The sequence below is a fragment of the Vibrio sabulosilitoris genome, assembly GCF_055391395.1.
The window spans coordinates 1,998,925-2,019,341 of sequence record NZ_AP029599.1 but is presented as its reverse complement, the minus strand read 5'-3'; the positions used below and the strand labels follow the sequence as shown (position 1 = coordinate 2,019,341).

Here is a 20,417-nt window from a genome sequence, read left to right as displayed (position 1 = left end):
TAAGCCCGCCACGCCCCTACATCTGCTTTATCCACAACGTTCTGATATGCCGTTAAAATCGAAGTGCTTTGTTGATTTTGTCCGCCAACATCGCGAGCACGTTGCCGCTCAACTCACCAGGGGTGAGTAGCGCGGCAAACAATCTCAACCGATCAGTGATCAATCACGACTGGCAGCAGGCGGGCTTGCCGTTGGCTATGATTATCCCCTGCTCGAACGGGCGCCTTCTCAAGGATAGCGCGACTTCCCGACTCCTCTGACACGGTCAACACAACCGAGTTGATTTGCCAACCTTGCGTATTGTTAACTAGCTCAAAATCATACACACCCTTGATCTGCCAGAATTGCTCGTCCAACCAATGAGCGGCGGTGACATCCACCAGCACCTTGGCTTTATGGGTGTCCAGTTTGACCGTCATCCAGTTTGACCGTCATATCCCCCAGTTGATGATAGGTGATATCGAACCCAGGCAAGAAACCTGCCCACTGCGTCATCAAGGCCTCGCGGCTTACCTGTGTCCTCGCCAGCAAATAGAGATGTATAATCCAGCATGACTGCGGGGGTGAACAAGCGTCCCAAGTATTCAAATGCACCTTGGTCGGCTAGGGTCGCAAAGCTGTTTACAACACTGGATACCTCAGCGTTATCACGACTTATGGTTTGGGCAGAGACTGGCATCGTCATCACTCCGAATGTCATTAAAATAAATAGCAGACGTTTCATCACTTACTCCTATAAGAAAAGCTCCTACAAGGATGTGGCAAAATGCGCACTCACGGCATCGACGGCTCGCCCAACAGCATCAGGTTGATCATAAAAATCAAACTGCGTAATGTCGTCAAGCCACACCAAAGTGACATTGTCACCCGAGCTTTGCAAATAGCGCTTGGCGCCCGCGGGCAGTGCCATCGCAGGTGAGGCTACCATCAGTACTGGCTTATCTTGATTGGCCGCACCAGACAAGGCGTCATAATTCAACCAACCTGTCCAAGAGGCGATGTTAAATTGATTGTCATATTGCGCGATAAATCCGCGTTCAGGCTCAGTGTAGTAAGGAGCTTGGTACATCAGGGCCTGCTCGTTGGTCAGGCTCGCCGCTTCAATATAGCTCGGCTGAGCGGCTTGCTCTGCTTGCTGGGCAGCAGCCAAGAGGCCTGCAGTAGCTTCATCTCCACCATAAATCTCTCTCGCCACCGCCTTATCGTGTAACCAGGGCGCCACCACAGCGACTAAGCGGATACCATCGTTTCCACTGGCTGCATCGAGCATATAGCCTGCTGACGCACAAATACCAAGGCCAGCGATACGGCTACCATCCACTTGCGGCAAAGTACGGACCGCTTCGATGACAGCTTTGATATCAGCCGTTTTACGCACGGGATCTTCGAGATATTTGATTTCATCGTCAGAGCTGCCCCACCCGCTAAAATCAAATGTCACCGCTGCATAACCTTTCTCACTAAGGGCTTGAGCATAAGTTGCTGGCATCTGCTCTTTTACCGTAGTCCATGCTCCCATCACAATTACCACGGGTGGGTAATCGACCCCTTGCGGCAAATACAGATTAGCGGCGAGTTGACCCACTTGGGTACTAAGCTGGATATATTGCATGGTATTGATCTCCTTATTGTTTAGGCTTTGGATCGCTTGTGTATTGGCAGTCAATACCAAACAAGCTAAGGCGAGTATTTTGCTATGCTGATACATAATCCCTCCAAACTTAGCTGTGGATTTGCTTAAACTAAGGTTAGATTAGCCAACAACGCGGAGAAAAAATTGCACATTCGTGCTTGAAGTTTTGCACTATATTGCATTCACTACTTTGTGAGTTGATACCAAATGAATTTTGAGGACGATAGGATGCGCTCAGACCTGAAGTTTTATCAATTCGAGAGTCGTCAGCCCTCTGATTGTGGTGAGGTCCTGGAGATCGACTTTTCAGTGCGGAAGCTAGACTGGGATGGAGTGGTGTTAGAGAAAGGCCAATCACCGAACTTTTATCCTAACAATGTTTATACACCGTACTTCTACTTCGCACTCGCGCTTGAGCACGAGTTAAACTGGCAGATTGAAACTCAAGACGGCGCGACCGACCTGAAGACCAATCCCGGTAATATCTGGATTAATCCACCTGAAACGCCATTTACTCACCATATCTCAGAGCCTTGTTACTTTGTGATTTTAGCGATTGAAAAGCAAACGCTGTTATCTCACTGCCCACTCAACATTGACAGCATGGGACTGCAGTTTCTCACCAACTACAACGTCATCGATGAAACCATCAAGGCCATCATCGAGCTATTCTTGCTCGAGGCGAAAAACCTCGGCCGTAACGGTAGGGTCTATCTCGAACACTTGCTGTCCCTGATCGCTAACCATTATGTCATCAACTATTCAAACTACTTTGACTTATTAAATAATCAGACTAGCAACTCTAAATTCGATCACAATCAACTCAGCAAAGTCGACCACTACATCGATCAGCAGATTGCGATTGACGATCTTGCCGAATTACTCGGATGCAGCAAATTTTACTTTCTGCGCGAGTTTAAAAAACTACTTGGCGTGACACCCTACCAATACTTGCTGACTAAACGCCTCACACAAGCCAAAGCAATGCTCGCCACTCCAAAAGCTAATATCGCCATGACCGCCCTGCAATTAGGCTTCAACGACCAATCCCACTTCACCCGTACTTTCAAAGCACAGTTCGGCCTAACCCCCGGTCAATACATCAAGCAGATCTCAAAGCTTTAGCTAATTTGGACACTCAAGTTAATTTGGAAGTTAATTTGGACACTCATAACTGACTAATCATGACTAAACGCAATGACTAGTGGATAGCTGAGTAATCATGAGTAATCGCAATGACTAGTGGATAGCTGAGTAATCATGAGTAATCGGACAGTCATGTAAGAATCAGGACAGTCATGTAAGAATCAAGGCCTATCAAAATGGCGATGAGTTCATTAACTCAGCTATGCTTAACATTCACAAGCAAACGACTTCGAACAGATCGCCCAATTGCAGATAACGTAAGACAGAGTATGAAAACGTTCCTCGGATACATGGGTCTCGTGCCCTTTTTGCTCCTACCCATAGTGATTTTAGTTTCTAACGGGGCTGCTTCACTCGCCTACCTGTATACATTTTTTATCTACAGCGGCGCTATCGCGATTTTTATGGCTGGCGCCAACTGGGGTCGCGTTGTCACATTACAAACTGAGCGCAAGACAGTACTACTCATGTCTAACCTCGTCACACTTTTTGTTATAGCACTAAGTATCTTAAGCCTACACAACCCCGTACTGGTTTTGATTGGGCTCGTGATAGCACATATTGCCAATGTACTGTGTGAACCTAAGCTTGACCAAGAGGCTTATATGAAAATGCGCTACCTACTGACCACAGGGGTGGTTCTTTCCCACGGTGTGGTTATTTTCGCCCTGTGGTTAACACACACGCGGGTCTTACCTCACTAATTTAGCGATACGCGCGTTAGGTTTTTGTCGACATCCGCTCATCACACACTACCGCCAGTTGCAGTACCAAGTGGTCTCGAAGGCGAAAATCATAGATGAGCCCAATGTTTTCCATTGCAAAACGGGCTTTGGAGTGGCGCTGATCACCAAACACGACGTGAACACCAAGTTCATTGGCCATTGAGCAAACTCGCTCATGGGTGACCTCTTTACTTACAGCCACGCCGATAATGTAAGGACGCAACCTTCCACCCACTACGCCAGCTTTAGCAGGAAGAATGACCAAGCACGCAGGGGAATCTTGCGTCAGGTTTAACTTTTCATTGATCAAGCTAAACTGGTGTTGCACCGCACTAGGCAACATCGAGAAACTCACCCCACTGCAAAATATGGCTTCGTCTTGCGCTATGTTCATTGGATCACGTTCCATTTGAAAGTATTCAATCAATAAATAGTACAGCGTGAAGATAAATTTACGGTGAAGGTTAGATGTCGCTTTATTGACCAAGCTTAACTAACAACACTGTTGGCAACACAAGTCAGACCACAACCAACATTTTGGGGTTATGAGCCACAAGTGGGCCATCAGACAACGTCCTCTGCCAGCAACTGACCACCCCAAATGTCATCTCAATTACAATTGCTTACAAATCATATTGTTAGTTCAATCATTGGTGTGATAAATCACACAGTCAGTAGTATACTATTAGATTTTTTACTCTATTTTGATGTTTTCTTTTCTCTGTTTATCGTTTGGTTGTTATGAAATTTAAGTACAAAGTCATTGCTGCATCGTCAGCAATCATGATCGTTATCGTCTCCTTGTTATCTTTTCACCAAGTGACAAAGGTCCGAGCTGAGATGGAGTCCTTGGTCAACTCAAGCATCAACGAGCTGGTTGCCAGTGCAAGTAGCAACGTAGCCACAGAAATAAACTATAAGCGCTCCTTTGCACATGTGGTTACCGAGTCAATTGAGTTTGACCCGGACAACGAGTTCTACATCACAACCCTGCTTGAGCAGCCACAAATCCTACAAAATTTTGTTGTCGCAGGCCTTGGCTATGAAATAAATGGGAAGATGCTCGAAAATGATCCCGAATGGGCACCCGGTGCCGATTATGAACCTCGACACCGCCCCTGGTATCAAGAAGCCAAACAACAGCAGCAACAGATCATTACCGACCCCTACTATGATGATTTGATTGATTCAATGGTGGTTTCGATTGCTAATCCAGTTCATCGTAACAATGAACTCATTGGCGTGACGCTGTTCGATGTTGATTTGGGCATCCTAGCCGAAGTCACTAATCAAGTTAACTTCCTAAACACAGGTTATCTGTTTGTCGTTGCCGAAGATGGGACGACCATTGCCCACCCGAATCGCCAGTACAATGGTCAATCAATGTCGGAATATCTCTCTGGCGTAGCGATTACCCCAGGCCTTAATACTTATACTTTAGACGGCAAGGACTACCTATTGAGCTTTGAGCATGTGCCGGGCGAAACATGGTATGTTGCCGCTCTGGTGGATAAGCAATTGGCCCTCTCATCGATTGGTGAGCTACAAGCAAATGCTCTGTTATATACCGTTCTGGGTGTCCTTTTCTCTATCATAGCATTGGGTTTGACCCTCAACCTGCTGATGCGGCCAATTAGTGAACTTGATGAGGCGCTACAAGATGTCGCTTCTGGTCAGGCCGATCTGACCAAGCGGTTGGGTACTCGCTCAGATCCAGAGTTCGCATCGCTGGCTATCAACTTCAACGCCTTCGTCACTCAGTTGCAAAATCAAATTAGACAGTCAAAGCAAGTATTCCAAACGTTAACTCAGGCAACTCACTCGACAGTGAGCAGTGCCGACCAATCGGTTGAGGCAACACAAGGTCAGCTAAGTGAACTAACCAAACTGGCGTCTGCCATCGAGCAGATGTCAGTCGCTGCCAATCAAGTGGCACAGAGCGCCAAAGATACCTCGTCAGCCGCGCATCAAGCGGATGTAGATGCCAAAAGTTGTGTTTCGGTAGTCAGCCAAAGCATGTCGTCAATCAACAGTCTTTCGAGTAATATTGAGTTGACGGAGCAAGAAGTGAAGAGCCTTGATACTGCTATCGTCGATATTGAGAAGGTCCTGCAGGTTATTAATGAGATTGCTGATCAAACCAATCTTCTGGCACTTAACGCAGCAATAGAAGCCGCCCGAGCTGGTGAATATGGTCGTGGATTTGCTGTAGTATCAGATGAAGTACGCAGCCTGGCTAATCGCACCCAAGAGTCGACCACTGAGATCCATATGATGATCGAACAACTCCACAGTAGCTCCCAATCAGTGAGTGCCTCCATGGCTGCCAGTCGAAAAGTTGCCGATGAAACTGTCGAGCATGCGATGCAAACCAATCACGCCCTGCAACGCATTCAAAGCTCTATTGCAGAGATTTCCTCAATGAATAATCAAATCGCGACCGCTGCCAATGAACAGAGTGAGGTAGCAAAGGAGATCAACTACAACGCCCTAACCATTCAATCACACTCAGAAGATGTTGCCCAAGCTGCCGAATCGGCCCGTCACTTGATGAAGCAGCAAGCTGATACGATTGACGTACAGCATCAAGCTTTGGACAAGTTTATTGTGTAAGCATAGTCCTGAAGCAATATCTGCACTCCAAAGCCTGGTTTCAGGCTTTGGTTTTTCTCCTTAATTTAAGTTGGGATAAAGACACAGAGCAGTTATTAAAATAGCTTATTAGACAGTCATAAATGGCTAATTGGACAGTCATGACAACTAGAAGCCTGATCAGTCATCAATAAACGCTTACACTGTATGAGTCCTGCTACCGAGGGCGGTCCCTGCTCTTGGGTTTTGATGATCGACTGAGAACTTCTCACTCGAAATAGTGGGTGTCCAATTTGTGGCCTGTGGACTAACACCTAGCTGTGATAGAAGAACGTTGTATTTGATATTGCTTGGGCGTGATACCAAACTCTTGTTTAAACAGGCGAATATAGTATGAGATGTTGTCATAGCCCACTTCCATCGCTACGTCGGTCACTGAGCGTGTTTCCAGCAAACTCTGGGAGCGTAACAATTTCAACTTTCGCATATAATCCTTTGGGCTTTCATCCGTGACTGCTTTAAATTTTTGACTAAAATTAGACAGCGACAAGCCCACCTCTTCGGCGATATCCGATATCTTCATTGCGCTACTCTCTGCCGATTTCATCAAACGAATAGCTTGATTGATCGGATGATTCTTTACTTGATATATAATGTTATTACAGCCCTGTTTTTTCAACAGCTCGAAAACTACCTCTTGGCTAGTTAAATTGAGCAGAAAGCGCATATTACAGTCATTCTCGCCAACTATCTGCTGCATGCGCTGATGCAACTGACCTAATCTATCCGTGATTTTGCTGTGGCTAAACTGCTGACAATCAAACTCTTTTATCGATTCAATTTCAAGATGGTCTACCACTTGTTGGACGACACCATCAATCAATTGATCACCAAACTCATAGACCAGAGCCTTGGTTGATTTGGGCATCATCATCTGCACTGTTGAATTTGGTGGTAGTAGAACAAACTCACTTTTGTCGTATTGAAAAGAGCTAGAGCGATTGACACTAACTTCCTTTGCACCAGCTAATATAGTGCACAACCTTGGACTGTCGTAAGAGTGGTAACTATCGTCGAAGTATTGAGGTAGATCATAGTAGAGGAGATTGAGATTATCCGTTGAGAGTGCGTATTCTCTCTCTGTCACTCGATTGAAATCGTTGATCGTATGCATGTGTTAGTGCCTCCTCCGCCTAGCATTAGAGGCTTCACTTTAGGGTATTTACTTGTCACCTTCTTTGATCTTAACTAAAGTTCATGTGCCAGAAGCTCACCCTTCCGAGTGAGCTTGGCAAATTGTAGAGTTACATTGCAGCGTCAAGAATCGCTTTGATCTCATCATGCGTTGCTTGCTTCGGGTTTGTAAAACCACATGCATCATTAAGCGCATTTTTCGCCAGCGTATCAAAGTCCCCTTTCTTCACACCGAGCTCTTCTAAGCCCGCCGGAATAGCGACATCTTTCGATAGCTGGCGAATCGCTTCAAGCCCTGCTTGCGCCGCTTCACTATCACTCATCGTTGCTATATTGACACCCATCGCTTTAGCAACATCGCGAAGACGTGCTGGTGATACTTGAGCATTGTATTGCTGCACATGTGGCAGCAAGATCGCGTTACATACACCGTGTGGTAGGTCGTAGTAGCCACCCAACTGGTGGGCGATAGCGTGGACATAACCAAGAGAGGCATTGTTAAAGGCCATACCTGCCATGAACTGTGCATAAGCCATATTATCGCGAGCCGTAATATCGTCACCATGGTTCACCGCCTGACGCAAGTTTGCCTGGATCATCTCAATCGCCTTAATAGCAACGGCATCGGTCACCGGTGTTGCCGCAATGGAAACATATGCCTCAATTGCATGTGTCAAAGCATCCATACCCGTTGCAGCAGTCAGCGACGCGGGTTTAGCCAACATAAGCTCAGGATCGTTGACTGAAATAATTGGCGTTACATGCTTATCGACAATCGCCATTTTGATGTAACGCGTTTCATCGGTGATGATACAAAAACGAGTCATTTCTGATGCCGTGCCCGCAGTCGTATTGATAGCGATCAGCGGTGCCTGAGCCTTAGCAGATTGATCAACACCCTCGTAATCTTTAATCTCGCCACCGTTGGTCGCCAGAAGTGCAATACCCTTCGCACAGTCATGGGGGGAGCCTCCACCAAGTGAGATAACGCAATCACATTCACCCTGCTTGAACATGGCTAGGCCATCATTGACGTTTTCGATAGTAGGGTTCGGCTTGGTTTGATCGAATACTACTGATGAGACACCCACCTTATCAAGTAGCTTGGTTACCTTTGCTACAATGCCTATTTGATTGAGCACTGAATCGGTGACAATCAGGGCTTTTTTGTATCCAAACGACTGAATACTACTGATAGCTTCGTTAAGGCAGCCCGTACCCATGAGGTTTACTGAGGGGATATAAAATGTACTAGACATAGTTTTGCTCCGATAGGAATTTAGTATTAATTGGTTTGAAACTCTGATCCGGTTTCTTGTCTGAGCTCAGACTACCAATGCCTCATTTGCCTAACTAGCTCAGCTTTTAGAGAAATAGTCGGCTTTTTAAAAACTTAAATCCGACCAATAATCTAGTTCTAATTTTGTGACCAGCTTAACTAAATCCACACCTATGAAAACAACTTCTTGGCTGGCCACTTTGGTTGAGTCACTCATATTCAATCAGTACTTCTAATATTCCTTTAACTAGGCCACTCAGAACGACAATCATCACACAATTCCAACTACACTATGCTCATTCCTCAAGCGGAGCACCCCTATGCCTACAGCCCGTTCACAACTTGTCAGCCTGAGTCATACTGCTTATTATCACTGCGTATCGCGCTGTGTTCGCCAAGCGTTTCTCTGTGGTTTTGATAAATCTAGTGGAACAAGCTATGAACATCGCCGTGACTGGGTTGAGCAGAGGTTACTCAAGCTCGGAAGAGTGTTTGCGATAGATATCTGTGCCTATGCGGTAATGAGTAATCATACACACCTGGTACTACACATTAATAAAGATCAAGCTCGATCTTGGGATATCTACGAAGTGTTACGCCGCTGGCATCGACTGTATAAAGGCACTGTATTAACAAGACAGTTTCTTTCTGGCAAACCATTAGATAACGCTTCGATTTCAACTGTCATGGATATAGCTGAAGTGTACCGACAACGTCTTTATGACTTGAGTTGGTTTATGCGCAACTTAAATGAGCACATCGCTCGCCAAGCTAATCGAGAGGAAAACCGGACTGGTCGCTTCTGGGAAGGGCGATTTAAATCTCAGCCACTTCTAGATGAAACTGCATTAGCAACCTGCATGGCTTATGTGGATTTAAACCCAATAAGATCAAAAATGGCGAAAACCCCGGAGCAATCCAACTATACAAGTATCAAAACACGCATCGATGCCCTAAAACACTCTACAAATAGTACTCCCGCACAGCCCTCTTCACTGTGTCCGTTTGTCGGTGATCAAGGCAGTCACCTCTACCAAGGCCTGCCCTTTCACCTAAGTGACTATTTGTCATTGCTTGATTTCAGTGGACGTACAATTCGTGGTGATAAGCGAGGTAGAATCTCGAATCAGTGTCAGCCGATTTTAAGGCGATTAGGCATAGACGAAACTATGTGGACTAGTCTGATGATTTCTCTTGGGCAAAGGTTTAGCGGGCCGATTGGATGTGAAAAATCTCTCCGCCAATATCAGCTCCACCTTGGTATCGAGCGAGTGAAAGGTCTCAGTTCAGCAAGGCTTTGTTTTCGAGTTGCTTAATGAGTTGGTGTGCGGCATTCCCACGTATTTGACTGATACACCCTAGCTACTTTCTCAAACTCCTATTCGAAAATGCTTTATCCGTAATCTATTCCCTCTTATCTAGATAGGAAAGAGTCTGTTTCTCCGTAAGCGCCCCATAAACACCGCATTCTAATCGCTTCCGAGCCCAACTAAGATCTTACTTCACCAACTTGGAGGTAAGATCATGGCTAAACGACGTAGTGACCAGGAATGGCATGCATTATTCGAGCAATACGAAGCGAGCGAACTTTCTCAACGCGCCTTTTGTGAGCAGAACAATCTCAGTCCATCGACCTTTTTCGCCAAGCGGCAACGGCTACAGCAAATAAGTGCCAGTCAAAACAGCGGCTTCGTGAAAGCACAACTCGTCGAAAAGACCACTCACTATCAATCGGTGCGCACGCCAGTAGCGAATATGACACTCTCTTTGGGTGAGGTTGAACTCAGCATACCGCCGGGCACGTCAGCTGCCTATGTTGCAGAGTTGATTGGAGCCTTGTCGTGAAAAGAATGCTCAGTGCGCCGAACATCTACCTGTATCGAGAGGCTGTTGACTTCCGCAAGTCGATTAATGGTCTCGCTGCCATCATTGAGTCTGAGACCGATTTGCCCTTAGGCTCTGGCGCTTTGTTCCTCTTCACCAATAAGCAACGTGATAAAGTCAAAGTATTGTATTGGGATCAAACTGGCTTCGCACTCTGGTACAAGCGCCTTGAAAAAGCCAAGTTCAAATGGCCCTCGAAAGAGAAAAAGGCAGTCTTCACCTTAAGTGATTTTGAACTAGATAGGCTGCTTTCTGGCTTCACTATTATTGGCCATAAAGCGGTTGAAATAAACGATTTTACAATGAGTTAATCGTAATAAAAGGCTTATCTATCAGTCTTTTATAATGTGAATTTAGTATAATAAATGCCATGAAAACGACACCTGATATTAACCCAGAAAGCCAAGATGTTGCCGAGCTTCAAGCGATGGTAAGAGCATTGATGGCTGACAAATCTTCCTTGATAGAGCAGTTCAAGCTCGCGCTTGAACGCCAGTTCGCAAAACGCTCTGAGGCCTTAAAGCCTTACGATGAAGCGCAAGGCGACCTGTTTAATGAGGCAGAATCTGAGTTAGTCAAAGAGGAAGAGGCGCCAGTCACTTCATCGAAAACCACCAAGCCGCGAGGTAAACGCAAGCCACTACCTAAAGACCTACCGCGCGAGCGTATCGTTCTTGACCTTGATGAGCAGGAAAAACAGTGTTCTTGCTGCCAGGGTGAGCTGCATAAAATCGGTGAAGACTGCAGTGAAAAGCTCGAGTTCACCCCAGCGGTGCTGAAAGTGCTTGAGTATGTTCGGCCTAAATATGCGTGTCGTCAGTGTGAGCAGCAAGCTGACCAAAGCCAAATACATCAGAAGCCATCACCACAAAGCATCATTCCAAAGAGCTTCGCCACTGAAAGCTTGCTTGCCAACATTATCCTCGGCAAATACCAGTACGCACTGCCACTCTATCGTCAAGAAACTTTGTTCAGTCAATCTGGTATTGAGCTCTCTCGAACCACGATGGCAAGGTGGGTAATACAGGTTAGTGAGCGGTTCGCACCGCTTTACCACGCACTCAAACATCACCTTCTTAAACAAGTTGTTGTTCACGCCGACGAAACCCCACTCAATGTGCTCAAAGAAGAAAAGAAAGCCTATATGTGGCTCTACTGCTCAGGCGCAGACTCGCCAAAAGCCAGTGTTGATGATACAAAAAACATCGTCTTGTTCGACTATCAAAATAGTCGCGCAACGGCTTGCCCTGCGACCTTCTTAGGTGACTACAATGGTTATCTTCAAAGTGATGGCTATGCCGTTTACGATAGGCTAGATAAGGTGACCAACGTGAGTTGCTTTGCTCACGCTCGTCGCAAGTTCATGGACGCTAAAAAGCTGCAGGGAAAAGGCAAGACAGGTAAAGCTGACGTAATCCTAGCGAAAATCCAGAAGCTCTATGCGTTGGAAACAAGGCTGAAAGGGAGCACGGCTGAGGAGCGCCTGATAGCAAGGCAGACTCAAGCTAAACCGATACTAGATGACATCTATCACTGGCTTACCACGCAGAAAGTGGTTGGGTCGGGTGAACTTGGTAAAGCCATCAAATACACCCAAGGACAGTGGCCGAAGTTGGTTCGTTATATCGATGATGGGCACTTATCTATCGATAATAATCGTGCTGAGCGTGCAATTAAGTCGCTGGTTATTGGGAGAAAAAATTGGCTTTTTGCTGATAACTCAAGAGGTGCTGATGCTAGCGCAATGCTCTACAGCATCATCGAAACGGCAAAAGCAAATGACTTAATCCTCTACAACTACATGGTTCATTGCTTGAAAGAGCTTGCCAAACCTGAGCCGGATATCGACTCGCTGCTTCCTTGGAACTTCGATTATTAAAGCGCCCCACGTGGGATCGTGGGGCGCTTACGTTTCTCCTATAGTCGTGCACCTTCTCTCGAGAGGGAGCGTTTAGTTCAAACACATGTAATTTTATTAATGACTGTCCAGTTTGTAGCTCAAGGGGCATGAAGCAGATTGTTCACATATGTCAAAGGAAAATAGATCTTACGTCCTCTCCATAACTTAACATGACTGTCTATTTGCAATCGTAACTGTCTATGGCTAACGGGTCTCAACAGAGTTAAATATGACTGTCTCATTATTTTCGATTAATGACATTAACTTAGAAATGTAACGTAAGAGTTTCCCCCACATAAGTACCACCAGTATCAAATTGATACCGACTTATTAGCACTCAAGCTTAGCGGACTTTTAACCTGAAACCAAATGAGAATAAACCACCACGTGCATATAAGCCATAAGTGACAATAGTAGTTTCCAACGCTGCTCCAATCCGCTCCAACTTGATTGAGTGAGAGAAATGCCTTAATCGCGATTGTACTTGGAAAAAAGTCCACCAGCAGTAATAGTGGTGCTGGTATGAGCTCTACTGGCCAGATAAATCCAGACATAAATATCAGTGGCATTGAACTCAATAGCACCAGTACACTGACCCACTCTCTACGTGGGACAATATAACCCAACACATACCCGACTAGGCAACATCCAATCAAAAACGGTAGCAACATGGTTAATACTTGTCCCGCTCGAGCCATCTTGCTAATCCCATACATCTCGAAACTGACACCAAAATAGAACATGGACAACAAGTAGTACACACCAACGAGCACCAGAGTTCTAGTTAGAAGCAGTTGGCCAGCTGGCACCTTGTTCCAATATCCCTCTTTACCCCGTTGGGTTGCCACCATCAAGCCTGCTGCCATCACCAATGTTTGCTGCAAGATCAATACGAACACGGCAGGTACGACGTAACTCATATAACCCATTCCTGGATTAAATGTTGGTTTACTGTTCAAACTAACCACGCTGTGCTGTTTTGCAGCCATTGAGATAGGCTGACCACTCGCGAGCAACTGCGCCACTTTCACCTGCGCCCCAAGCGTCGCACCAGAATGTGCAAGCCCTTCAACAATCGCCCCGTATACTAAGAAGTATGAAGCATCTCCTGCGTAAGCTAATGTAGGGCTCCTACCCAAAAGCAGATCTTTGTAAAAGTACTCAGGAATTACAATCAGCCCTGCAGCCTTTTTTTCAACGACTTTTTGCTTTGCTTTCTCAATGCTACTGACTCGTTCAATCACTTCGACTTGTTGAGTCGCATCGATCATTCGCTCCAGCGTGTAGCTAACCTGACTGTTATCCAAATTGACAATCACAAGTTTTTGCTCAGTTGGTGTTTGCTGTGCATAAGGCAGTGGATAGAGAAATGAGTAAAACAATACGCCAAAAAACACCACGACCACCACAACAGGATTACGAACCAGACTGATCCACTCTTGTTCTAACAATTCCGGCAACTTCATCCCAGTTACTCCTTCTCTATATACGCCAACTCGGCATCCGTTTGATATTCGAAAGCTGCTAAAATTCTTCGGCTTTCATCTTTCTCAATATTGACTATCGCCAAATAATGTCTGAAACACTTTGCTTAATATGACTGTCCAAATGGATGTCACAGAGAAAAGTGATAGCTACATACGTTGTGGGTATCTCTACTAGAAAGCTTGAAAAATATGGGTGTCCAATTATCTTTTTAACTTATAAGCATGACTGTCCAGATAATGTGTTTCGAGGCTAAACACCCGATAGCGGGACATCATTCGAAGCACGCCTAGCTAGCACCAGTTTAATCATCACCAAAGGTAACAAATACCCCAACATTGGGGTCAGCTCTAAAAGTGATGTCGACCAAGTGACCCCATAAGAACTCTGAGCAACTTGGGTGTCCATGTAGTGACTAATGGGGAGGAGGCTCCTCCATGCTTGGGCGAGATAGCCCATGTCGGTGACGGGAAAGCTTATTCCCATAAAGGCGAAACTCGGTGCCGCGAAAGCGCCGGCCAAACTTAAGGCTCTAGCTGGCTCCTCAGTAATCACATAGAAGAGCGTTGCCATTATCATGCATGCGACTATGGTCACCGACTGGGCCACGGCCATTATGAACAGGCTGCCATGATTCGGCCAATCAAGAAAGTAGTAAAACCACAGTAGAAATAATCCGCCTTGCACCGCAAAGAGAACATAATAGCAGCTCAACAGGTTGAACAAGCGTTGCATTGGCTGCTTGCCTAGCCACTGAGTCAGGTTACTAGCATCACTTCGACGAAAGTTCGCACATAACACCATGATCGTACTGACAACCATTACTAACTGCCATAGTGCCGGAACAACCGCGCTAACCAAAAACTGGCTGTAGTTAGTATTGCGGTTGAACAGCGCTGTGATCTGGCTACGAATTGGTACAGACTTACCCATAGCCGAAACCATTGTCCCCTCTTCGTTCGCGAGTGCCTTTGCCGCTCCAAGTCTCGCATTCCAGTGCCCTAGCGCCTGAGTTATAGCGGTATTAACCAAACGCCCAATCAATATGTACTGGCTATTATAAAAACTGCTTACCTGTGGCAGCAACTGATGAGAAATCGAGCGCTCTAAATCACTCGGTATTACGACATAGGCGTATATCTCTTTATTAACCAGCGCCGCTTTAGCACTTGAGGCATCGAGGTATTGATGGGCAATTGTCAACGTTGGCGAGCCAGATAGCTGACGAACCAGACTCCTTGAGGTGCTCGATTTAGACAAGTCCACCACACCGATCGGCAGATCTCTTGCGATACCCTGAGAGAACACTGCCCAAATCAAAAATACTAACAGGAACGGCACCCAGCTTAGACAAGCATTAAGCCACCTATCTTCGCGTATGATATTAAGTTGCTCCTTAAAGGTCGTCATGACTATTTCCCTACAATTCAATAACGATGCTCATGCCAGCGCGTAAATTCAAACCTTGCTCAACAGGTCGAGCCTCAACCTCAAATGTGCGTAAATCAAAACCCTGTGAGGCATCCGTTGAGCGCCATGTGGCAAAATCACCCATGGCTGCAATATGCGTCACCACAAACTCCTCGAACCGGTCAAAAGCAGGTAGGTAAGCCTCAAACTTTCGTCCTTCGAGGAAATACTTAAGATAGTCTTCTCGGACATTAAATATTGCCCAGGTATCATGGGTGTCCACTATGGTGACGACGGGGAAGCCTTGGGGGGCAAGCTCGCCACTTTGTAATAGTACTTGTGACACCTCGCCGTCAAACCAGCTTTCTATCACGGTATCGGCGACATACGCTTCTACTTCCGCGACCGCGCCTGAGGCCATATGCATCTTCTCGATGGCCGCTATCTTGGTCTCTTCTCTGGCGCCCTCTTTTGCCAAGGTGTACATCTGGTAGGCGGCACTCTCGGTGTACTTAGCGGCTTGCCATTGAGTCTTTGCCTCATCTTTTTTCTGCTCAGCTACGACGCCATCAGCAAATAGGCTATCCACGCGGTGAAAGGTCTTCTCCATCAAATCAGCCGCCGCTTTGGCCTTCAGCCATTTGTCTTTAGCGGCTTGAACTTGCTGAACTCGAGCACCCGACTCCGCCTGCAAGGCCATTGCGCCAGCGGCCTTTTCACCTGCTTTGGCTTGCGCCAGTTTGGCATCAATCTCTGGGCTGTGTAAGGTAAAAATTAACTGCCCCTTTTCAACACGATCGCCCTTTCTTACCAAAACCTGATCAACCCTGCCCGGCACTTTAGATGAAATACTGTATTGCTGCGCCTCAATCATGCCCTGCAATCGAATGGGCTTAGGTTGATAAGCTAGGTAAAAGTGGTAGCTAACCCATCCAACGATTAACAGCGCGATCGCGGCCAATGACAATGACTTAAGTGTTTTCATACTGACTCCTGAGTTGAATGGGTATAGGCAGTTTGTTGGTAATGAGTAAAGGTCTCCATCTGGCTGCTTACCGCCAATAAGCGCGTTAGTCCAATCAAGTAGCTATAACGAGCCACAGATTGCTGAGTTTGAATGCTGGCAAGATAGAGTTGGGCATCGACGACATCGATTGAGCTAGATAAACCCTGCTTAAAAGCTCTCTCACGTAAGCGCAGATTTTCTTGGGCAAGCGCAATGCTCGATTCAAGGCCGATCACCTCATCAATCGCTTGTTGCGCCTCAAGGTAGGTTTTTTGCACTAGCATGCTTAAGTCATGATGTGCTTGAGTTTGCAGAAGTTTTACACTTTGGACCAAAGACTTTGCCGCCCTAATATTGTGACGACGCCCACTGCTATCTGTTAATGGGACACTCACACCGATACCAACCATCCAATCTGGTTTAAGTTGGCTAGCAAGCGTGTCATCCTCATGCAGGGAGTAATCGCCAAACAGGTAGACCTCCGGAAGGTATTTCCCCCGCTCCGCTTTGATCATACTGCTCGCTTGTTTTTCTTTCGCTGACAACAGTGCCAATCCGGGGTAAGTGGACAGGGTTTGTTCAATATAAGCCTGCATGGGCGGAAGATGCTGGTTAATAAACAACACTTCTTGTGGCATAGCAGAGCCTTCAATCGACATAATTTTGTCCAGTGCTGACTGAGCGATAACTAGTTGTGTTTGTGCCTTACGTGTTTCGACTTTGGCTTTGTCCAATGAGGCCTGTGCCTGAAGCCGCTCAACCTTGGCAATTTGACCTTGTTGCTCTAGCTTAACGGCAAATTCTAGGTGTTGAGCGAGACCAACTTCAACGGCTTGGCGAGTTCGCAGCACCTCACGGGCAAGCACCACTGAAAAGAAATATCGACTGAGATCTTCATATCGAGCTTGCAGCTCCATGGCATAATGACTTTTTGCTTCCTCGGTTCGTCCCTCGGCCGCGCTTTGAGCTGCACTGATCCTGCCACCGGTGAAAACTGGCCAAACTGCTCGCACCGAAGAGGTGAAGATATCTCGATCGGCAATATGAGTCTCTATTCCCCCTATAATGGGCAACAGTCCGGCTAACGCATCCGAAGAGCCACCCACGAGCCCAGGAATCGTTGTCGCATCCATCAGTTGGTGTCCGCTGACGGTCACATCGTCATCGAGTCTAACGTAGTTTGCGCCAAGCGAGATACTTGGCAAATGTAGACTGCTAGTAGCTGATTCAAAGTGACGGTAAGCCTGTACTTGAGCTCGCTCGGCAGCGAGGGATTGATTATTCGACTGTACAATTTCCCATGCCTGAAGAAAACTCACCTGATTCGCACTGACTTCGAGGCTGAACAGGCATCCCATCAGCGCCATCACTTTTGTTTGAGATATTTTCATTGCATCATCCATAACACTAGAGCTTATACTCTAATATTAACTGACGATTCACATTACGTTAATAGCCACTCGACAAAAAAATGTTACAAACTGTATAAATCTTTCTTTGGTCATGGAAAAGACTCAAAGAAAAATAAATATTACGTCAATAGACATCGAACAGTTATTACATCCACTCTATATCCAACGGCGTATTAAAATATCATTAACAGGCATGCAACCTTGATCGCAGGTGCGCTACAAAATATGTCGCCTGATTAAAACTTCCCTCTATCCGAAACACAAGTATGCTAATCATAAATAAGTACAGAAAAAACTGGCTACAAATCAATTCATAAAACTGATTTTGATTCTTTTATTTAATAGAGTAATATGCATAAGGATTTTATTTTCTCTCGCATTGAGAGTGTTAATACAAGAAAGGAACAACATGAAAAAAGCGATTATTACTGCTGCAGCCTTAGCATTGACTTTATCTACACCAGCGCATAGTCGTATCAACCCATGGGTAGACTGTGGTATTGGTGCAATGGTGTTTAGTGGAACACCTGCAGGTGCAGCAATCTCCAATGTAATTTGGGATTTAGGAACCACCGCAGTCACTTCAGCAGCAAGTTCACAGGGTACTTGTGAGGGCGGACGCTTTCGCGGTGCATTATTTATCCAGCAAAGCTACGACCAAATTATCTTTGATACTGCCCAAGGCGAAGGAGAGCACTTAAACGCTATGCTCGATATCATGCAGTGCGATAGCAATATTATTCCAGCTATCCGCAGCGATATTTCAACCCAAATCCAACGTGCTGATTACACTGAGATGTCCCATATCGATAAATCGCAGGCCTATTTCAATGTGGTAGACACACACTGCGACGCAGCTTAATTGTCGTGAATTGGGCGGGCTCTCCGCCCTAACAAAAAATGAAAAAGCTATTAATCCTTAGTTGTTTTTTGGTATTGCCTGTTTTTGCACAAGAATACCAAGAACTTGCGAATGACCCTCAATGGCATCGACTCTTACACTATCGTTCACCTTTATTTAGTTTGGGTAAAAGTAGTGAGATCCATGGTGATTTTTTTCTTTCACAATCCCCTTCTTGGAACCCACACCTTGAATTGAAGGCAACCATCAAAGCATTCAATAACCCGACAAAACAGGGGACTATTGCGGCATGTCGTTTTCCAGCGCGTTACCAATGGCTACGTTCCAAAGGCGTAATAACAGAGAAGAAATCGCTATATTGTGATGAACTAGAGGCTTTCAAACGCACTGGGCAGGATCTGTCATTAAGCCTATTGTTTGCCTCTGGCTTTCTCGGTAATCCAGCTTCTATGTATGGACATTTGCTCCTCAAAGTAAACCGACCATACGACCCCGCCTCTGATTTGCTCGCCGACACTATCAATTTCGGCGCTGAAATTCCACCTAACGAGTCGATGTTAGCCTATATCGCCTTGGGTATTCTTGGAGGATATGCTAGCAGCTTTACAGTCGATCAGTTTCATCAGCATGAGCATATCTACAATGAAACTGAAATGCGCGATATTATTGAATACCAGTTGCTATTCAGTGATGATCAAGTTGATTTTATACTTAACCACCTGTGGGAATTAAACCAAGCAAAATTTACCTACTATTTTTTTAGACAAAACTGTGGTTACTACTTTGCTAATCTTTTAGCCTTAGCAGTTGAACAAGACTTGGTCAGGCCTCATCGCCCTTGGGTGTTACCTGTCGATGTGCTAGAGGGTTTCAATGATGGTAACCTTAATTATTCTAAAATTATTAAACATAACTCTCGTCAATCGCGATTTCAGAATAAATACCTGCAATTAACTCTGTCTGAACGGTACCTATTAAAACAATGGATAGCTGACAAGGGTGAGCCTAATTTATGGAGCTCAGTAGAAATATTTAGTCAAGAGCGGATTATTGATACTGCACTTGACTATATTGCTTTTCAACAGCGTTCCGATCTAAAAGACGTTGAACGTAAATTGCTTATTGGACGGTTTGCACTCCCTACAGGTCGAGTTAATTGGGTCAGCAACGATAGCTTTTTCCCACACCAAGCGCAAAAGCCCGCCTATCTTTCACTTGGCGTGTCGAACAAAAACAGTCATACCTCGACTCAACTTGGGTTTAGAGCGGCTAATTTTGACTTACTTAATATCGGCCCAAGCCAACAAATCGGTAATCAGTTGGTCATGGGAGAAGTTAATTTATCGATTACAAATGCAAGAGCCAACTTAGATAAGCTGACCTTATTCGATATCAAGCGCTACACCGCACCTATCACCGATATTGAGACATCGAGGGAAAATGCATGGCATGTGAAGACACATTTCGAGTCTTTATCTAGAGAAAATAATGCTCTAGCTGGAGTAACGGAAGGCGGCTACGGTAAATCGATGCAAACATCACCAAACACTGTCTTTTATGCGCTAGGACTGGTGAGAGCGCGCTACCCTGCTTTACAAAACGATTATCTTTTTGCTGGTGTAGGAAGTGGCCTTTTACTGGTGAACAATAATTTTGGTGTCAATCTTGAACTAGTAACTGTGTCTCCAATTTTTACGTTCTTAGACTGGACCACAGAGGCAAAGGCTGAGGGGGTATGGCGTCTAAATCGAGAGCAAGAAGTGAGGCTTGGTATCAGCTATGAAGAACACTGGCAGATCGGTATGAATATCAGGCAGTATTTTTAGCCACCCATAGCTCAAAGAAAGAAGCTATATCTAACAGGCTGTGTTCGGTGAAAGTCAATTTCA

Annotated in this window: 19 protein-coding genes; 9 read left to right on the top strand and 10 right to left on the bottom strand. The window is 45.6% G+C overall.

Annotated elements, in window-relative coordinates; all coding sequences use genetic code 11:
- Positions 1-152 precede the first annotated feature (152 nt).
- Genes ACZ5R2_RS09535 through ACZ5R2_RS09525 form a run of 3 tightly spaced genes read right to left on the bottom strand, consistent with a single transcriptional unit; the run spans position 153 to position 1,708 of the window.
- Positions 153-419: a hypothetical protein gene (locus ACZ5R2_RS09535; protein ID WP_464902026.1), complete on the bottom strand. Its 267-nt coding sequence runs from the start codon at positions 417-419 to the stop codon at positions 153-155.
- Positions 416-724, bottom strand: coding sequence for a hypothetical protein (locus tag ACZ5R2_RS09530; RefSeq protein ID WP_464902025.1), 309 nt, complete (start codon positions 722-724; stop codon positions 416-418). Before ACZ5R2_RS09530 ends, ACZ5R2_RS09535 begins: the two co-directional genes overlap by 4 nt.
- Before the next feature lie 24 nt (positions 725-748).
- A complete protein-coding gene (locus tag ACZ5R2_RS09525) occupies positions 749-1,708 on the bottom strand; it encodes an alpha/beta hydrolase (RefSeq protein ID WP_464902024.1) in 960 nt (319 codons plus the stop codon).
- Between the two features lie 153 nt (positions 1,709-1,861).
- On the opposite strand from ACZ5R2_RS09525, the gene ACZ5R2_RS09520 reads away from it, so the two are divergent.
- Entirely contained in the window at positions 1,862-2,758 is an 897-nt protein-coding gene (locus tag ACZ5R2_RS09520) for a helix-turn-helix transcriptional regulator (protein WP_464902023.1), read from the top strand.
- Between the two features lie 290 nt (positions 2,759-3,048).
- Entirely contained in the window at positions 3,049-3,483 is a 435-nt protein-coding gene (locus ACZ5R2_RS09515) for a DUF3429 domain-containing protein (protein WP_464902022.1), read from the top strand.
- 16 nt (positions 3,484-3,499) lie between these two features.
- On the opposite strand, the gene ACZ5R2_RS09510 is transcribed toward ACZ5R2_RS09515, so the two are convergent.
- Positions 3,500-3,898 (bottom strand): hypothetical protein, encoded by a 399-nt coding sequence (locus ACZ5R2_RS09510; protein WP_464919407.1) that lies wholly within the window; start codon positions 3,896-3,898, stop codon positions 3,500-3,502.
- Between the two features lie 347 nt (positions 3,899-4,245).
- Between ACZ5R2_RS09510 and ACZ5R2_RS09505 the strand changes: the two genes are divergently transcribed.
- Complete coding sequence (locus tag ACZ5R2_RS09505) at positions 4,246-6,117, top strand: methyl-accepting chemotaxis protein (protein WP_464902020.1); 1,872 nt, start codon at positions 4,246-4,248, stop codon at positions 6,115-6,117.
- A 286-nt stretch (positions 6,118-6,403) separates the two neighbouring features.
- Here the strand turns inward: ACZ5R2_RS09505 and ACZ5R2_RS09500 are convergent, their stop codons facing one another.
- Positions 6,404-7,270, bottom strand: coding sequence for an AraC family transcriptional regulator (locus ACZ5R2_RS09500; RefSeq protein ID WP_464902019.1), 867 nt, complete (start codon positions 7,268-7,270; stop codon positions 6,404-6,406).
- Between the two features lie 130 nt (positions 7,271-7,400).
- Positions 7,401-8,549, bottom strand: coding sequence for an L-threonine dehydrogenase (yiaY, locus tag ACZ5R2_RS09495; protein ID WP_464902018.1), 1,149 nt, complete (start codon positions 8,547-8,549; stop codon positions 7,401-7,403).
- 340 nt (positions 8,550-8,889) lie between these two features.
- Here yiaY and ACZ5R2_RS09490 point away from each other — a divergent pair, with 340 nt between their 5' ends.
- The 4 genes from ACZ5R2_RS09490 to tnpC all read left to right on the top strand — a co-directional run bounded on the left by ACZ5R2_RS09490 (position 8,890) and on the right by tnpC (position 12,332).
- A complete protein-coding gene (locus ACZ5R2_RS09490; protein WP_464902017.1) occupies positions 8,890-9,885 on the top strand; it encodes a transposase in 996 nt (331 codons plus the stop codon).
- A gap of 208 nt (positions 9,886-10,093) precedes the next feature.
- Positions 10,094-10,414 carry an IS66 family insertion sequence element accessory protein TnpA gene (tnpA, locus tag ACZ5R2_RS09485; RefSeq protein ID WP_464902016.1) on the top strand — a complete coding sequence of 107 codons (321 nt, stop codon included), beginning with the start codon at positions 10,094-10,096 and terminating at the stop codon, positions 10,412-10,414.
- Positions 10,415-10,419: 5 nt separating this feature from the next.
- The gene (gene tnpB / locus ACZ5R2_RS09480) at positions 10,420-10,764 is read left to right on the top strand and encodes an IS66 family insertion sequence element accessory protein TnpB (protein WP_464902348.1); all 345 of its coding nucleotides are present in this window, start codon (positions 10,420-10,422) and stop codon (positions 10,762-10,764) included.
- A gap of 59 nt (positions 10,765-10,823) precedes the next feature.
- Positions 10,824-12,332 carry an IS66 family transposase gene (tnpC, locus tag ACZ5R2_RS09475; protein WP_464902015.1) on the top strand — a complete coding sequence of 503 codons (1,509 nt, stop codon included), beginning with the start codon at positions 10,824-10,826 and terminating at the stop codon, positions 12,330-12,332.
- A 332-nt stretch (positions 12,333-12,664) separates the two neighbouring features.
- On the opposite strand, the gene ACZ5R2_RS09470 is transcribed toward tnpC, so the two are convergent.
- The 4 genes from ACZ5R2_RS09470 to ACZ5R2_RS09455 form a co-directional block, all read right to left on the bottom strand.
- Positions 12,665-13,819, bottom strand: coding sequence for an ABC transporter permease (locus tag ACZ5R2_RS09470; protein ID WP_464902014.1), 1,155 nt, complete (start codon positions 13,817-13,819; stop codon positions 12,665-12,667).
- Between the two features lie 271 nt (positions 13,820-14,090).
- Complete coding sequence (locus ACZ5R2_RS09465; RefSeq protein ID WP_464902013.1) at positions 14,091-15,248, bottom strand: ABC transporter permease; 1,158 nt, start codon at positions 15,246-15,248, stop codon at positions 14,091-14,093.
- A 10-nt stretch (positions 15,249-15,258) separates the two neighbouring features.
- Positions 15,259-16,233 carry an HlyD family secretion protein gene (locus tag ACZ5R2_RS09460; protein WP_464902012.1) on the bottom strand — a complete coding sequence of 325 codons (975 nt, stop codon included), beginning with the start codon at positions 16,231-16,233 and terminating at the stop codon, positions 15,259-15,261.
- Positions 16,230-17,645 (bottom strand): TolC family protein, encoded by a 1,416-nt coding sequence (locus ACZ5R2_RS09455; protein ID WP_464902011.1) that lies wholly within the window; start codon positions 17,643-17,645, stop codon positions 16,230-16,232. The genes ACZ5R2_RS09460 and ACZ5R2_RS09455 overlap by 4 nt, the downstream gene beginning before the upstream one ends.
- Positions 17,646-18,075: 430 nt before the next feature.
- On the opposite strand from ACZ5R2_RS09455, the gene ACZ5R2_RS09450 reads away from it, so the two are divergent.
- Both ACZ5R2_RS09450 and ACZ5R2_RS09445 read left to right on the top strand, forming a co-directional pair.
- The gene (locus ACZ5R2_RS09450; RefSeq protein WP_464902010.1) at positions 18,076-18,528 is read left to right on the top strand and encodes a DUF3015 family protein; all 453 of its coding nucleotides are present in this window, start codon (positions 18,076-18,078) and stop codon (positions 18,526-18,528) included.
- A gap of 38 nt (positions 18,529-18,566) precedes the next feature.
- The gene (locus tag ACZ5R2_RS09445) at positions 18,567-20,354 is read left to right on the top strand and encodes an Lnb N-terminal periplasmic domain-containing protein (RefSeq protein ID WP_464902009.1); all 1,788 of its coding nucleotides are present in this window, start codon (positions 18,567-18,569) and stop codon (positions 20,352-20,354) included.
- The last annotated feature ends 63 nt before the right edge of the window (positions 20,355-20,417 follow it).

Bases quoted from the DNA above. Each gene is read 5' to 3' on its own strand.
- ACZ5R2_RS09535 (WP_464902026.1), bottom strand. From the start codon at position 419: ATGACGGTCAAACTGGACACCCATAAAGCCAAGGTGCTGGTGGATGTC.
- ACZ5R2_RS09530 (WP_464902025.1), bottom strand. From the start codon at position 724: ATGAAACGTCTGCTATTTATTTTAATGACATTCGGAGTGATGACGATG.
- ACZ5R2_RS09525 (WP_464902024.1), bottom strand. From the start codon at position 1,708: ATGTATCAGCATAGCAAAATACTCGCCTTAGCTTGTTTGGTATTGACT.
- ACZ5R2_RS09520 (WP_464902023.1), top strand. From the start codon at position 1,862: ATGCGCTCAGACCTGAAGTTTTATCAATTCGAGAGTCGTCAGCCCTCT.
- ACZ5R2_RS09515 (WP_464902022.1), top strand. From the start codon at position 3,049: ATGAAAACGTTCCTCGGATACATGGGTCTCGTGCCCTTTTTGCTCCTA.
- ACZ5R2_RS09510 (WP_464919407.1), bottom strand. From the start codon at position 3,898: ATGAACATAGCGCAAGACGAAGCCATATTTTGCAGTGGGGTGAGTTTC.
- ACZ5R2_RS09505 (WP_464902020.1), top strand. From the start codon at position 4,246: ATGAAATTTAAGTACAAAGTCATTGCTGCATCGTCAGCAATCATGATC.
- ACZ5R2_RS09500 (WP_464902019.1), bottom strand. From the start codon at position 7,270: ATGCATACGATCAACGATTTCAATCGAGTGACAGAGAGAGAATACGCA.
- yiaY (WP_464902018.1), bottom strand. From the start codon at position 8,549: ATGTCTAGTACATTTTATATCCCCTCAGTAAACCTCATGGGTACGGGC.
- ACZ5R2_RS09490 (WP_464902017.1), top strand. From the start codon at position 8,890: ATGCCTACAGCCCGTTCACAACTTGTCAGCCTGAGTCATACTGCTTAT.
- tnpA (WP_464902016.1), top strand. From the start codon at position 10,094: ATGGCTAAACGACGTAGTGACCAGGAATGGCATGCATTATTCGAGCAA.
- tnpB (WP_464902348.1), top strand. From the start codon at position 10,420: ATGCTCAGTGCGCCGAACATCTACCTGTATCGAGAGGCTGTTGACTTC.
- tnpC (WP_464902015.1), top strand. From the start codon at position 10,824: ATGAAAACGACACCTGATATTAACCCAGAAAGCCAAGATGTTGCCGAG.
- ACZ5R2_RS09470 (WP_464902014.1), bottom strand. From the start codon at position 13,819: ATGAAGTTGCCGGAATTGTTAGAACAAGAGTGGATCAGTCTGGTTCGT.
- ACZ5R2_RS09465 (WP_464902013.1), bottom strand. From the start codon at position 15,248: ATGACGACCTTTAAGGAGCAACTTAATATCATACGCGAAGATAGGTGG.
- ACZ5R2_RS09460 (WP_464902012.1), bottom strand. From the start codon at position 16,233: ATGAAAACACTTAAGTCATTGTCATTGGCCGCGATCGCGCTGTTAATC.
- ACZ5R2_RS09455 (WP_464902011.1), bottom strand. From the start codon at position 17,645: ATGAAAATATCTCAAACAAAAGTGATGGCGCTGATGGGATGCCTGTTC.
- ACZ5R2_RS09450 (WP_464902010.1), top strand. From the start codon at position 18,076: ATGAAAAAAGCGATTATTACTGCTGCAGCCTTAGCATTGACTTTATCT.
- ACZ5R2_RS09445 (WP_464902009.1), top strand. From the start codon at position 18,567: ATGAAAAAGCTATTAATCCTTAGTTGTTTTTTGGTATTGCCTGTTTTT.